Annotated in this window: 12 protein-coding genes; all 12 read right to left on the reverse strand. The window is 33.0% G+C overall.

Annotated features, from left to right (window positions below):
• Positions 1-4: 4 nt before the first annotated feature.
• Entirely contained in the window at positions 5-2377 is a 2373-nt protein-coding gene (locus Q1K37_RS00555) for an endonuclease MutS2 (RefSeq protein WP_300408270.1), read from the reverse strand.
• The gene (locus tag Q1K37_RS00560) at positions 2378-4681 is read right to left on the reverse strand and encodes a U32 family peptidase (protein WP_300408273.1); all 2304 of its coding nucleotides are present in this window, start codon (positions 4679-4681) and stop codon (positions 2378-2380) included.
• Positions 4681-5235 carry a cell division protein ZapA gene (locus Q1K37_RS00565; protein ID WP_300408276.1) on the reverse strand — a complete coding sequence of 185 codons (555 nt, stop codon included), beginning with the start codon at positions 5233-5235 and terminating at the stop codon, positions 4681-4683. Before Q1K37_RS00565 ends, Q1K37_RS00560 begins: the two co-directional genes overlap by 1 nt.
• A 1-nt stretch (position 5236) precedes the next feature.
• The gene (gene pheT, locus Q1K37_RS00570) at positions 5237-7612 is read right to left on the reverse strand and encodes a phenylalanine--tRNA ligase subunit beta (RefSeq protein WP_300408279.1); all 2376 of its coding nucleotides are present in this window, start codon (positions 7610-7612) and stop codon (positions 5237-5239) included.
• 9 nt (positions 7613-7621) lie between these two features.
• On the reverse strand, positions 7622-8644 hold the full coding sequence (gene pheS, locus Q1K37_RS00575; RefSeq protein WP_300408282.1) for a phenylalanine--tRNA ligase subunit alpha: 1023 nt from the start codon (positions 8642-8644) through the stop codon (positions 7622-7624).
• Positions 8645-8864: 220 nt separating this feature from the next.
• The gene (locus Q1K37_RS00580; RefSeq protein ID WP_300408285.1) at positions 8865-9632 is read right to left on the reverse strand and encodes an RNA methyltransferase; all 768 of its coding nucleotides are present in this window, start codon (positions 9630-9632) and stop codon (positions 8865-8867) included.
• The gene (locus Q1K37_RS00585) at positions 9625-10281 is read right to left on the reverse strand and encodes a TrkA family potassium uptake protein (protein ID WP_300408288.1); all 657 of its coding nucleotides are present in this window, start codon (positions 10279-10281) and stop codon (positions 9625-9627) included. Before Q1K37_RS00585 ends, Q1K37_RS00580 begins: the two co-directional genes overlap by 8 nt.
• Before the next feature lie 7 nt (positions 10282-10288).
• Entirely contained in the window at positions 10289-11653 is a 1365-nt protein-coding gene (locus Q1K37_RS00590) for a potassium transporter TrkG (RefSeq protein WP_300408290.1), read from the reverse strand.
• 44 nt (positions 11654-11697) lie between these two features.
• Positions 11698-12048 carry a 50S ribosomal protein L20 gene (rplT, locus tag Q1K37_RS00595; protein WP_300408293.1) on the reverse strand — a complete coding sequence of 117 codons (351 nt, stop codon included), beginning with the start codon at positions 12046-12048 and terminating at the stop codon, positions 11698-11700.
• A 17-nt stretch (positions 12049-12065) separates the two neighbouring features.
• Entirely contained in the window at positions 12066-12257 is a 192-nt protein-coding gene (rpmI, locus tag Q1K37_RS00600) for a 50S ribosomal protein L35 (protein ID WP_300408296.1), read from the reverse strand.
• Between the two features lie 11 nt (positions 12258-12268).
• Complete coding sequence (gene infC / locus Q1K37_RS00605; protein ID WP_300408298.1) at positions 12269-12817, reverse strand: translation initiation factor IF-3; 549 nt, start codon at positions 12815-12817, stop codon at positions 12269-12271.
• A 305-nt stretch (positions 12818-13122) separates the two neighbouring features.
• Complete coding sequence (gene asnS / locus Q1K37_RS00610; protein ID WP_300408301.1) at positions 13123-14508, reverse strand: asparagine--tRNA ligase; 1386 nt, start codon at positions 14506-14508, stop codon at positions 13123-13125.

Here is a 14508-nt window from a genome sequence, read left to right on the forward strand (position 1 = left end):
TCCCCTATTTCAATTCTACAACGGTGACTCCAAGGCCTCCCTCATTAAACTCTCCGTCTCTAAACTTTTTAATCAATCTATGGGTCCTAAGATATTCTTGTACTCCCTTTCTTAAAACTCCAGTACCCTTTCCATGAATGATAGAAAGTTCTTTTATTCCCACTATATATGCATCGTCAAGGAATTTATCAATTTCATAGATTGACTCTTCAATATTTTTCCCCCTTAAATCCAGTTCTCTTTTGACATTTGAACCAGACTTAGATTGAATTATACTCTTTATACTATAATTTGCTTTTTTCTCCTCTTCAGATTCTACTAATTTGAGATTCTTAATATTGGCATTTACCTTCATTATGCCAACTTGTACTTGAACTTCACCTTTTCTATCAGGATTGGTAACTACTTCACCAACTTCTCCCATTCCAAGTATTTCAACATTATCTCCCAATTTAATATCTTCTTTTCCAGATTTTTTATTAACTTTTAAAATAGATTTGTTTTCAGATTTTTTATCTAAATGCTTATTAAATCTATTTTCAATGTCAACAGCTTGAGAAGCAATATTGTCCTTATTAGAATTGCTTAAGAATTTTAGCTCTTTTAATAGTTGGGAAGATTCCTCTTTAGCACTTCTAATGATTTCATAGGCTTCACTTTGAGCCTGTTCTATAATATTTGCCCTTTCATTCTTAGATTTTTCAATTTCTGAGTCCAGACGTCTTTTTAAATTAGAAACCTCTTGCTCCAATAAAATCTGTCTTTGTTTACTCTCCTCGATTTCTTTTCTATCGGTATCAATTTGGTTTAATATATCTTCGAAGGACTGCTCTTCCTTTGGAATAATCTTTTTTGCATCAGAAATTATACTTTCAGAAAGTCCTAACCTTCTTGAAATCTCAAAGGCATTTGACTTACCTGGAATACCGATTGTAAGCTTAAAAGTTGGACTAAGTGTCTTTACGTCAAACTCCACAGAACCATTTTTTACCCCAGGCGTATTTAATGCAAATAATTTCAATTGAGAATAATGGGTTGTAGCAACAGTTCTAATATTTCTCTTTAAGAGCCTACTCAAAATGGATATTGCAAGTGCCGCACCTTCAGTAGGATCAGTGCCAGCTCCAAGTTCATCAAATAATACTAGGGAGTTTTGTTTTACATTTTTTAGAATATCAACAATATTTGTCATATGAGAAGAAAATGTACTGAGGGATTGTTCGATACTTTGTTCATCCCCTATATCACTATATACTTCATCGAATACGGCTATTTTTGTATCCTGTTTACAAGGAATTAAAAGCCCAGACTGAGTCATAATAGTTAAAAGTCCTAGGGTTTTTAAAGTTACGGTTTTACCCCCTGTATTAGGTCCAGTAATAACCAAAGTATTATAATCATCACCTAAATTCAGATCAATGGGAACTACTTTTTCAGGATCTAGGAGAGGGTGTCTTGCGCTTTTCATATCAACTATTCCTAAGGTATTCACTTCTGGCCTAATACCGTTTAAATCTATCCCTAGAGATCCCTTTGCAAAAATAAAGTCCAACTGAGCCATATTATTTTGATTATGGATGATATCTTCATGAACATTTAATAGAAGATTAGATAGCTCCTTTAAAATCTTTTTAATCTCGTCGGCTTCTTCAAGTTGTAAAGTTCTTATATCGTTGTTAATTTCTACTACAGCTATAGGTTCGATAAACACGGTTTGTCCTGAACTGGATTGGTCATGTACTATCCCCTTTACAGAGGACTTGTTCTCAGATTTAACTGGAATAACATATCTTCCATCCCTTACTGTGACATAGGAATCCTGAAGCAATTTTTGTGAACTTTGGGACTTTAAAATTTGATTTAACTTTACTCTAATCGAATCCGTTTTCGAAATAATTTCTCTTCTAATCCTCTTTAACTCAGAACTTGCGTTATCACTTATCTCCGTCTCAGAGATAATAGCATTACTTATCTGTCTTTCAATATTAGGATAGGGTTTTAATAAACTTATAAGATTACCTACAATCGGAAATTTTTCGATGTTTTCTTCATTATCATTAAAGTACTTTTTTGTATCTTGCACCGATCGTAGTAAAGTCGCAGCATCCAAAAGCTCCCTATTATCCAAACTTCCACCTTTTTCAACATGCCTAAGCAATAGCCTAAAATCTTGTATCTCATAAATTGGAGGTCTTCCAAGAGCATAAATTAAAGACAATGCCTCTTCACTTTCCTTCAACTTATGAGTGATCGTTTTAATGTCGTTAATTGGCTCAAGTTCCATTGCCAGTCTTCTTCCTAGGTTTGAAGATGTATGGCCAACCAATCTATCTTTAATTCTATTAAACTCTAAAATCTTCAAAGCCTTTTTATTCATCTATTCAATCCCCTTCTCAAAATGTCCTGTAGTATATTTTTCAATATCAAAAACATTTTCGTCATCTTTTTTTCCGTTGATCTTCTTAAAATATATTCTAGATAGATCCTTAGTAGTTCCATTGTCAATTACTCTGACACTACCATTGGAAACGAAATTAATCCTGTGTAGCAAATAATACGCAAGCAATTGTTTTGTATGGTACAACTCGCTATATCCACTTTTTCTGATTATTTTAAATCTGTCCTTCCTTTCATTTTCCAAATATCCAACGTTAAAATTGCAGTACTCACAATTTTCATCATTTACACAATTTTTAAGAATAGAAAATGGACAATGCTTCATAATCATTGAAATTAAAGGACCGTGGACAATAATCTCATATCTATTACTTACGTAGTTTAAAATATAATTTAATTCTTTTAAGTTTAATTCTGTGGATAGGGTAATCCTCTCTAATCCTAAACTTTCTAAAAATTTAAAACTATATATGTTCAGCACATTCAACCCATAATCAGAAACTATTTGCTTATGTGGGAAATTCTCCTTAATGAATTGAATATCTCCAATGTTATTAATTAAGAATCCTTTAAATTGATAATCCTGTAATTCTTTTGCCAGCTTATTTAAATCCCATGAAAATATAATTCTTGGCATTTTAAAATAATTTCCATTTAAATAACTTCCTAAATTTTCAGTATAGATTTCTCCATATGGATTTTCCTTTTCTTCTGTTAAATTATTTTCTTCTAAATTAACAGAAATTATTCCATTATTAATATTGGTCAATGGCAAAACTTCCAACTTTACATGCTCCAATGGCTTTCTGTCATGGTAATTTGTAAGTTTAAAGTCCAATTGGGAAATGGCTCCCCTTCTAAGGGAATTAAGGATCTTTACGGGAATAAAGATATTGTCATCCATGTCAATTTCTATATTTTTTGTGAAATAATCAGTATTACCAAGCTTCTTCAATGATGAAGAGACATCTTTTTCACTAATAGGGCTATTGATGGCCTTCATGATTTTATAGTCGGAAATTTCTCGTATTTCAATGTCCTTGTATTCTAAGTATAGTTCAGGTTTTTCTCCCAGCCTACCAATGAATTTTAGAAATATCTCCTGTTTTATTTCTATTTCCTTATCTTTGATTTCATCTAACAATCTCGCTGAGCTTGACCTTATTACATTGGAATCTAATCGTAAATCAAAAAAATATTTTTCAAAGACCCTATCTCCAACTCTATAATCTTTTTTTAATGTATAGGGTATGGATTTGCCTTTTTCCGTTTCTAATAATAATATATCCATTTCGTCTACATCTAAATTAAATTCTATTCCCTTATTACCCTTTATATTGATTATCTGTCCAACCTCTAAACCCTTCTTTCCTTCCTGACGATTTAGCTCTATATAGTTTTTGCCAAAATCTCCAAAAATTGTGCCCCTAGTATAACCTCTTAAGGCAACTTGTCTTAGTCTGTTTTCGTCAAAATCCAATCCATGAACCCTGTCATAGTAGGTTTTCACAACATTATAGACGTATTCAGGTTTTTTCATACGCCCTTCTATTTTAAAGGATTTTACACCGATTTTTTGAAGTTTTTCAATATTATCTATAGTAGAAAGGTCCTTTGGACTGATAACAGAATTATAACCATAATTTTTGTCGATCTCTTTTTTATTTTCATTTAATAACTTGTAATCCATTCTACAAGGTTGAGCACATCTACCCCTATTTCCACTTCTATTTCCCAAATAAGAACTCATAAGACATTGTCCAGAACAAGAAACACAAAGGGACCCGTGAACAAAAACCTCTACTTCAATATCAAGTTCTTTACAGATCTTTTCAATCTCTTCTATAGGAGTCTCCCTCGCTAAAACAACTCTTTTAAATCCCAGTTCCTGTAATGCTTTCGCTCCATAATAATTGTTGATATTCATTTGAGTTGAAGCGTGTAAGTCCAAATCTGGAATGTGTTTCTTCAGAAGTTTAAATAGTCCCAAATCCTGAATTATTACTCCATCAACGTCCATATTATATAAATCGATGGCAAAGTTTAAAGCTTTTTCCAACTCCTCGTCATGAAATAGAGTGTTAACGGTAATATAAACCCTCACTCCTCGCCGATGGCTCAATATGACAGCTTGTTTTAGCTCTTCTAAATCAAAGTTTGTGGCATATGCCCTTGCAGAATATAGATTTCCTCCAAGATAAACTCCACTTGCCCCTGCCTTTATAGCAGCTTCTAACATTTTCATATCTCCTACAGGAGCAAGTATTTCAGGAAAATCTTTCATTAATTACCTTCCTTAATCCTTATCAATTCATCGATAATTTTTTGCAGTTTACTATTATTACCTTTATTCTTATTAATTAGATCTAAATTTTTTCTTTTCATTTCCTCATTTTCTTTAGATAGTCGGTTATTCTCGTCTTTAACCCTTTTCAAATCAAGAAGTGTACTATCATATTTAGCTTTTGTTTCATTTAGTTCTAACTTTCCTTGATTGCTAAGTTTTAATATTTCATCATATTTTGTTTTTACTTCATTTAATCTCTCATTGTTTGCAGATGACGCAGCTTTATAATTTTCTTTCTCAAATTTTAAACCTATTATTTCAGATTCTTGCTGTTTCATATAGGCCCTCGTCCTATTAACGTCTTCAGCAAAATATAATAGTGTTAAAGTAAAAATCATATCATTGGATAATGAATTATTGTCCTTTTTTATATTTTGAATCTGACTGTTGATTAACTCTTCCAAACTTTTTATTTCTTCTTCTGATTTGTCTGAAAGTAATTTATAATTTTTACCTAAAATTGTAATGGAATGTTTTTCTTTATTTTGCATATTAACTCCTTAAATGAGCATCCAATTCCTCTTCTAAGCTAGATACTATTTCATCCATTAATTCATTTACCTCTTCTTCTCTTAAAGTTCTATCTTCACCTTGGAATTTTAGATTGTAAGCAGAACTTTTCTTACCTTCTTCAATATGTTCGCCCATATACACATCAAATAGCTCTACGTTTCTCAAAAGCTTTCCACCCTTTTCGAGCATGATCTTTTCTACAACACTAGTTTCAACATCCTTTGAAAGTACGATTGCAATGTCACGTTCTATTGTTGGAAATTTACTAATCTCTATAAATTTAGGATTTTTGATAACATGAGGCAAAATAGATTCAAAATCCAACTCTCCAATATAGACCCTATAAATAAAGTCATAGTTTTTAGCTACATCAAAGGAGATTTCTCCGATTTGACCTATTTCTTTTCCAGCTACAATCACTTTTGCAGCCCTTCCTGGATGAAGAGTTTTATCTTTAGAAACCGATTCAAATTCTATTTCAGATAGCCCAAGTTCCTTTAGTAAAGTTTCTACAACTTCCTTCAAGTTATAGAAATCTACGTTCCCATACATCCCAAGACCGATCTTTTTCTTTTCTTTTAATTTTCCATCTTGGTCTTTATAGAATGTATTCCCCAATTCATAAATTTTAAGATTTTCTACTTTATTTTTAGAATTCTTTTCCATTATATCCAATAAATTTGTTAAGGTCGTCGTTCTCATCACAGAGAAATCTTCCCCTAGTGGATTTAGTAATTCAATGGATTCTTCGGCATTATAGGATACAAAAGCTTTATCATAGGATTTTTTACTAATAAAAGAATAGGTCATTACTTCATATATACCACATCCATAAAGAATAGTTTTAACCCTATCCTCAACTTGTCTTTGGTAACTTTTATTTCCGCTTAGAAGGCCTCCTACCAAAGGTTTGGGCTCTATATTATGAAATCCGTAAAGCCTTCCTATTTCCTCAGCCACATCTTCAACTATATGAATATCAGTTCTAAAATATGGAACTGTAATCTTAATAAAGTCTCCTTTAACTTCTGTCACAAACTCTAAATCTTCTAAATAATCCACAATTTCATCTATTGTCAAATTCGTTCCTAAAATCTCATTTATCCTATGGTAGTCAAATTCAAAACTTTCCTCTTGAACTTCTTTATTTACTACATCATATTCTCCTTTAACCACCACTCCAGAATTAGTCTGTTCAATTAAATTGCAAACTCTATCCATAGCAAGACTAGCTAGCATTGTAGGAACTTCTTTTTCAAATCTCATGGAGGCTTCAGTTCTAAGGTTCAACCTTTTCGAAGTATTTCTAACACAGTCTGGAGAAAAACTTGCAGACTCAATAAAAATCCTTGTTGTAGAATCTTTTACATCCGAGTCCAAACCACCCATTACGCCAGCTATGGCTACTGGATTATCTCCATCATAGATGATCAAATCATCCTTCGTCAATTCCCTTTTTTCCTTATCCAAAGTAGTAAAATTAAAATTATTATCAGGTTTTCCAACATTGATTACTTTTGACTTCAAAGTTTCTAAGTCAAAGGCATGAATTGGTTGTCCAAGTTCTAAAAGCACGAAGTTTGTAATATCTACTATATTGTTAATAGGTCTAATGCCAGCTTGCATAAGTCTATTTACAATCCACTGAGGTGAATTTTTGATTTTTACATCCTTAACTACCCTGCCTATATATCTATAGCAGTCATTAGAGTTGATATTTACACCATCAAAATAGTCGCCAATATCCCCCTCTTCATTTTTTATAACACTTTTAGGAGGGTTTACCCTTTTTCTAAAAGTAGCAGCTACCTCTCTAGACATTCCCAATATAGAAAGGCAGTCTGGCCTATTAGGTGTTATCTCAAATTCTATGACAGGTTCTTCCAATTGAAGAACATCTACTATAGGAGTTCCTGGTTTTGTATCTTCAAGGATTATTATTCCGTCTTGAGAATTTTTTGGAACTACATTTTTAGAAAATCCCAATTCTTCATATGAACATAACATACCAGGCGATTCAATACCCATTAAGTCTATTGGTTTAATTTCAAGACCGTTTGGAAGTTTTGCCCCTACTTGTGCAAAGACAACAGAATCTTCTTCATTCATATTCCTAGCACCAGTTATTATTTCTATCGTTTTAGACCCATAGTCCAATGTAACAATGGAAAGTTTATCCGCATTTGGGTGTTTAGTAATTTTCAATATTTTAGCAGTTACTATCTTGTCCAATCCTTCACTCAAATCCATTACAGACTCTACATGGGATCCAGATAGTGTAACTTTATCAGCAATTTCTTTACTATCCTTATCTATATTTAAATAGTCCTTCATCCATATTAAAGGTAAAAGCATTATATCCTCCTAAAACTGTTGTAAAAATCTCTTATCGTTATCGTATAACAATCTTATATTATTAATTCCATGTTTAATCATCGTAATTCTGTCGATACCCATTCCAAAGGCAAATCCTGAATATATTTCTGGATCAATTCCACAATTTCTCAGTACATTTGGATGAACCATACCACATCCTAGTAATTCCATACTCCATCCAGTGTAGTTACATTGAGGGCATCCATCTCCATGACAATTGAAGCAAGAGACATCGACTTCTGCTGAAGGTTCTGTAAAGGGAAAATGATGTGGTCTAAATCTAGTTTCCATATCTTCGCCAAAGAACTCTTTAATAAACACATTTAAAGTATCTATTAAATTAGCCATAGTTACCCCTTTATCTACTACCAAACCCTCTATTTGGTGAAACATAGGTGAATGAGTATCGTCAACTTCATCATATCTAAAAGTTCTTCCTGCCGATACCATTCTTATAGGTGGTTTTTGTTTTAGCATTGTTCTTATCTGTACTGGTGATGTATGTGTCCTAAGTAAAGTTTTTTCATCTATATAAAAGGTGTCAGAAGTAGATCTTGATGGATGATTCTTTGGAGAATTCAATTTATCAAAATTATTCTCTACAGTTTCAATTTCTGGACCCTCGATAATTGAAAATCCCATTCTTTGAAATAGGTCTTCCAATTCTTCCATAGTTTTATTTAGTGGATGTCTATGTCCAATTTCAAATCTACTTATGGATCTAGTGATATCAATCTTTTCGGCTTTTACTTTTCTTTCATTCTTAATTTTTTGAAGTTCTTCCCTCTTATTACTTAACAAATTCTCTATTTCAGTTCTAACTTCATTGGCATATTGTCCAACTATAGGTCTTTCCTCTTTTGATAATTTTCCCATTTCCCTAAGAATTAGAGTAAGTTCTCCTTTTTTACCTAAAAATTTTACCCTAATCCTATCTAACTCATCCAACTCATTGAGCTCTTTGATATTAGAAAAGGCTTTTTCTTTAATCAAATTAATTTTTTCTTTCATAACTCCTCCATACTTATAATAATTAAATTCTTAAAGATATTAATGCATGATTTAAAAAAATCTTCCATCCCAAACGGGACGAAAGATTCGCTATACCACCCAAAGTAAACTCTATTAACGCTAGAAACGCTTGGCATTACCCAAGAACTCTGGAGCGAAAAAAGTAAAATCAAATGCCATGTCCCACCAAATTCACAGCTCTCTTTAAAAATGATTATACTTACCTCTCCTTCTTAGTTACTATTAACTTGAGATAAAACATAGAAATTCCCGTTGCTATTGCGGCATTTAAGGAATCTATTTTGTCACTTATAGGGATAATAATCTTCTCGTCAGCTAAATCTACGATTTCCTTTCTTACCCCATTGGACTCATTACCAATTATTATAACATGCTTAGATACATTTGTCATAGTTGTAATGTCCACCGAATCCTCATCTAAAGTAGTCACCAATATCCTATGGGTTTTTTTAAGTTCAGGAAGGATATCAAAATCCGCCTTTTTTATAGATACCCTAAAAATGCTCCCCATGGTGGACCTTAAAACTTTGCTATTATATATATCTACACAGTCTCCTAATAATAAAATATTCTTATATCCAAAGGCTTCTGCAGTTCTTATTATTGTGCCCATGTTCCCAGGATCCCTAAGACTATCTAAAATTAGAATGTCATCCTCTAAGTCGATCTTTCTATTTCTTTCCTTACAAATCAACATAATACCTTCAGGGTTCTTTAACTCGGATACCTGCTTGAAAAGCCTCGTTCTAAGTCGGGTCACTTTACCATTTAAATCATCTCTTATTGGAAATTCAATCTCTTCATTTAAAATTATATCTACAATTTCAATGTCAGATTCAATAGCCTCTTGTGCCATTTTAATGCCTTCAACTACAAATTCTTGACTCTTTCTTCTATTTTTAGAAAGCTTTAGAGAATTTATCTTCTTTACAATGGCATTGTTAGTACTTGTAATAACATTAGTCATTTGTTATCTTTACCAATGCTTCAACATGACTTGTAGGGCCTAACACAAGTAATATGTCCTTTTCTTCGATTATCTCTTGAGGACTTGGATTGACTATATCTTCGTTGTCTCGCCTTATAGCTATTATGGTCAAATCATCATCCTGACGAATTCCAAGGTCTATAATCTTCCTATCGATCCAAGTAGCAGGCGCCTTAACTTCCATCATACTATATTCATCAGAAACCTCTATAAAGTCTAAAATTCCACCTTTTACAAGGCTATGGGCAAGTCGATATCCAGATTCCTTTTCAGGAATAATGACTTTGTCAGCTCCGACCTTTGTCATGATTTTACCTTGGAAACTATCTTTAACTTTAACAACCACCGTTGGAACTCCAAGTTCTTTAGAGATTGTAGTAACAAGTACAGATGCCTCAAAATTTGCACTCATCCCCACTATCACAACATCAAAGTTTTGTATTCCAAGCTCTTCAAGTACTCCCTCTACCGTAATATTGGCAGTAACAGCATGGGTTACATAGGAACTTAATTCATTAATGACCTCTTCATCTTTATCTATAGCTAAAACCTCTTGATCCAGTTCAGATAATTTGATTGCAAGGGCTTTTCCAAACCTACCGCAACCAACTACTGCAAATTGCTTCATAACTCACCTAACCTAAAATAATATTTCCATATGCTTCTTTATATTTTTTTTGTTTTCTTTCACGTGTAGCAAATATAATTGTCAATATTCCTACCCTTCCAAAATACATTGTAATGATTATTAGAATTTTGGATATAGGAGATAGTATTGCCGTTATACCCCTAGAGATACCTACGGTACCAGCAGCGGAAACCACTTCATAAAAAACATCCACCGTCTTGAAAGGTTCTATATATGTTATTATATTGCCCACTATTAATATCCAGAGCATGTAGATAATAAAAGCCGAAATAGCCTTTTTAACTTGGGAAAATCTAATTGCCCTGTTAAATATAATTATATCATCGTCTCCCCTGATTTCCGAAATTAAAACCATAAAAATCAATGCAATTGTAGTGACCTTCACCCCTCCTCCAGTACTAGCAGGTGCTGCTCCTACAATCATTGCAACCATGGAGCTAATAGCAGAGCTATTATACATTCCCGTCTGGCTAATTGCAGAAAATCCTGCAGTTCTAAGGGTAACGGATTGGAAGAACGAATTTATGACCTTATCCCTAAGGCTTAACATTCCAATTGTCAAATCATTATTGAATTCCAACACCAAAAATATCGTAGTAAAGGATAATAGAAGTATCAATGTAGTGGTCAATACCACTTTGGCATGGAGTGAATATTGATTAAAGTTCAGTTTATTCTTAGTAATGTCCATATAAACATTAAAACCTATACCCCCAATAATGATTAAAAGCGCAATGGGTATCATAACTTGGGGCATATTCCTTAAAGTCATAAGACTCTCTTCACCAATTAAATCGAATCCCGCATTACAAAAGGCAGATATGGAGTGGAAAATAGAAAACCAAATCCCCTTTAAAAAACCATATTGAGGAATAAATGTAAAAGAAAGTAAAAATGCTCCAATAGACTCTATTATGGCCGTGGAAATCAAAACATATCTAATTAGTTTTACCATACCGCTATATCCATGGGTCCCAACCTGCTCCCTTATTACTAGTCTTGAAGAAAGTGTAATTCTTTTTCCTAAAACTAATGCAGCCAATGTTGAAATCGTCATTACACCTAATCCACCAATCTGAATAAGTGAAATAAGTATAAATTGTCCAAATAAATTCCAATGGGTAGCTGTTACCACTGTGGTCAGCCCTGTAACACACACTGCGGAAGTAGATACAAAAAGGCTATCCAACAATGGAGTTGCCTTTCCATTAGCCGCCGCTAGAGGCAGTGCCAACAGTATGGCTCCTGTGAAAATTACAACCAAAAATCCCAAAACCAAATACAATGGTGGATTGTGTAATAATTTTTTATTTAATTCGCTTATTTTACTGAGTTTTTTTATAATAAACATCTCTAAAAGTCCCTTTAACGCAAAAAAACCCCATTATTTGGGATTTATGCGTTTTTTGCTATATCAACTAGCTTAGCAAAAGCTGCTGGATCTTTAATTGCAAGATCTGAAAGCATCTTTCTATTCATATCTATATTAGCTTGTTTTAAACCATACATAAATTTACTGTAACTAAGACCATTTTGTCTAGTTGCAGCATTGATTCTAGCAATCCATGATTTTCTGAAGTCTCTTTTCTTTCTCTTCCTACCGATGAAAGAATAAGCCATTGACTTCATTATAGCTTGGTTAGCTGTCTTGAAAAGCGTATGCTTTGAACCATAATATCCTTTTGCAGCTTTTAATACTTTTTTATGTTTTGCATGGGAAGTAGTTCCCCTTTTAATTCTAGCCATTAATATACCTCCTTAATTTACGGAATCATATGATCAATTCTTCTTTGATCACCTTTGCTGATTATAGCAGATTTTCTTAAGTTTCTAATTCTCTTTTGTGATTTTTTACCAGTTAAATGGCTATTGTAAGCCTTAAATCTTTTAATTTTACCAGTACCAGTTCTTTTAAATCTCTTTGCAGAACCTCTATGAGTTTTCATCTTTGGCATAACTTTACCTCCTAATTTTTTTCTGTAATAGGTGCTAAGAACATCACCATGCTACGACCTTCCATTTCAGGCTTTTTGTCAATTTCTCCATTTTCTGAAGTCAATTCAGCAAATTGCTTAAGTACGTCTTTACCAATGGATGTATGTCCTAATTCTCTACCTCTAAATCTTACCGCTACTTTTACCCTGTCACCCTTTTTTAAAAAGTTATTGGCTTTATTAGCCTTAACTTCCAAATCATGTGTGTCAATATTAGGTGAAAGTCTAACTTCCTTAACATTAATTACTTTTTGTTTCTTTTTTGCTTCTTTTTCTCTTTTTATGGCTTCATACCTATATTTGCCATAATCGATAACCTTACAAACTGGTGGTTTGGCATTAGGTGCTATGTTGACTAAATCCAAATTACTGTTTCTAGCAACCTCAAGAGCCTTTTGAATTGGAACAATCCCAACTTGTTCTCCCTGAGCGTCAATCAACCTTACTTCCTTTGCCCTTATACCCTCGTTAATTTGTAATTCTTTAATGATTACACCTCCGTAAATTTCAATAAAATCCATTATCCAACAACAAAGTTAAACTTTGATATAAAATCAAAAAATTTTTTAAAATTAATTAGGCACTCAAAGTTGAGTGCCTAATTGGATAATAAAAAAAGGCAGATAGAAATATCCGCCTAAAAATTCACTAAATTATTACCTTATGCACGCCTTTGTGATAAGGTGAGAGCGGATAACTCTACTTCTTCAACAAAAAACATTATAAACTTTATTTTTAAAGCTGTCAAGTTTTTTTCTTAAAAAGTCCAATATCCGCCTAATTAGTATCTATATCTATAAACATCAACTTAATAGAGATTACAAATTTATAGTTCACAATGGCCTACAGTTCTTGGGAAAGGTAAAACGTCTCTGATATTTGACATACCAGTTAAGTACATAACCATCCTCTCAAAACCTATACCAAAACCACCATGGTGCACAGTACCGTATTTTCTAAGATCTAAGTACCATTTGTAGTCCTGAGGCGAAAGGCCACATTCTTCTATCCTTTGTTTTAAAACGTCATAACGATATTCCCTCTCGCTTCCACCTATTAACTCTCCAATACCCGGCACTAGTAAATCCGTTGCTGCTACAGTCTTTTCATCGTCGTTTAACTTCATATAAAAGGCCTTGATATCCTTTGGATAATCGGTAATAAAAACTGGTCCCTTTACAATTTTTTCAGATAGATATCTTTCATGTTCCGTCTGTAAATCCATACCCCATTCAACAGGATATTCAAATTTAGTATCAGCTTTCTTTAATATATCTATAGCTTCAGTGTAGGTTAATGATTTAAAATCACTGTTTGCAACTGCTTCTAGACGGTTAATTATGCCCTTCTCAATAAATTTGTCGAAGAATTCCATCTCTTGTGGACAGTTTTCTAAAATATATTTTATGATATATTTAACAACGTCTTCTGCTAAATTGCAGACATCTTTCAACTCTGCAAAAGCAATTTCTGGCTCAATCATCCAAAACTCTGCAGCATGGCGTGGGGTATTTGAATTCTCAGCTCTAAAAGTTGGTCCAAAAGTGTACACATTTCTATGGGACATAATAAATGATTCTACTTGTAACTGACCACTTACCGTCAATTTAGTACTCTTGCCAAAAAAGTCCTCACTATAGTCAACTTCTCCGTTTTCATCCTTTGGGACATTATCTAAATCCAAAGTTGTAACCTCAAACATCTCTCCTGCACCTTCCGCATCAGAGCCAGTGATTAGAGGTGTATGAACATAGACAAATCCTCTTTCATTAAAGAATTTATGAATTGCAAAGCTTAGTTCAGATCTAACTTTAAATACTGCATTAAAAGTATTTGTCCTTGGTCTTAAATGTAATAGAGTTCTAAGAAATTCAAAAGTATGTCTCTTTTTTTGAAGAGGATAATCATCTTCAGACTCTCCTTCGATATATATATTTGAAGCTTGAATTTCATAAGCCTGTTTAGCTTGTGGACTTGCAACAAGTGTTCCCTTTACTATAATAGCAGAGCTTAATCCAAGTTTGTCAACCTTGTCAAAATTTTCAACATCCCTACTTACAACAATTTGTACTGGTTTAAATTGAGTTCCATCATTCAATTCAATAAAGCCAAGTTGTTTTTGAAATCTTGAATTTTTAATCCAGCCCGCAACTTCCACTTCTTTCCCTTCATATTTTTTAAAATCTTTTTCAATATCCCTAAGTAAAATCAA

Source organism: Lagierella sp. (assembly GCF_029983815.1).
In the GTDB taxonomy this organism is placed as follows: domain Bacteria; phylum Bacillota; class Clostridia; order Tissierellales; family Peptoniphilaceae; genus Mediannikoviicoccus.

What these genes read in the sequence shown, in the direction of transcription:
- Q1K37_RS00555 (WP_300408270.1), bottom strand. Translation starts at nt 2,377, where the DNA reads ATGAATAAAAAGGCTTTGAAGATTTTAGAGTTTAATAGAATTAAAGAT.
- Q1K37_RS00560 (WP_300408273.1), bottom strand. Translation starts at nt 4,681, where the DNA reads ATGAAAGATTTTCCTGAAATACTTGCTCCTGTAGGAGATATGAAAATG.
- Q1K37_RS00565 (WP_300408276.1), bottom strand. Translation starts at nt 5,235, where the DNA reads ATGCAAAATAAAGAAAAACATTCCATTACAATTTTAGGTAAAAATTAT.
- pheT (WP_300408279.1), bottom strand. Translation starts at nt 7,612, where the DNA reads ATGCTTTTACCTTTAATATGGATGAAGGACTATTTAAATATAGATAAG.
- pheS (WP_300408282.1), bottom strand. Translation starts at nt 8,644, where the DNA reads ATGAAAGAAAAAATTAATTTGATTAAAGAAAAAGCCTTTTCTAATATC.
- Q1K37_RS00580 (WP_300408285.1), bottom strand. Translation starts at nt 9,632, where the DNA reads ATGACTAATGTTATTACAAGTACTAACAATGCCATTGTAAAGAAGATA.
- Q1K37_RS00585 (WP_300408288.1), bottom strand. Translation starts at nt 10,281, where the DNA reads ATGAAGCAATTTGCAGTAGTTGGTTGCGGTAGGTTTGGAAAAGCCCTT.
- Q1K37_RS00590 (WP_300408290.1), bottom strand. Translation starts at nt 11,653, where the DNA reads ATGTTTATTATAAAAAAACTCAGTAAAATAAGCGAATTAAATAAAAAA.
- rplT (WP_300408293.1), bottom strand. Translation starts at nt 12,048, where the DNA reads ATGGCTAGAATTAAAAGGGGAACTACTTCCCATGCAAAACATAAAAAA.
- rpmI (WP_300408296.1), bottom strand. Translation starts at nt 12,257, where the DNA reads ATGCCAAAGATGAAAACTCATAGAGGTTCTGCAAAGAGATTTAAAAGA.
- infC (WP_300408298.1), bottom strand. Translation starts at nt 12,817, where the DNA reads ATGGATTTTATTGAAATTTACGGAGGTGTAATCATTAAAGAATTACAA.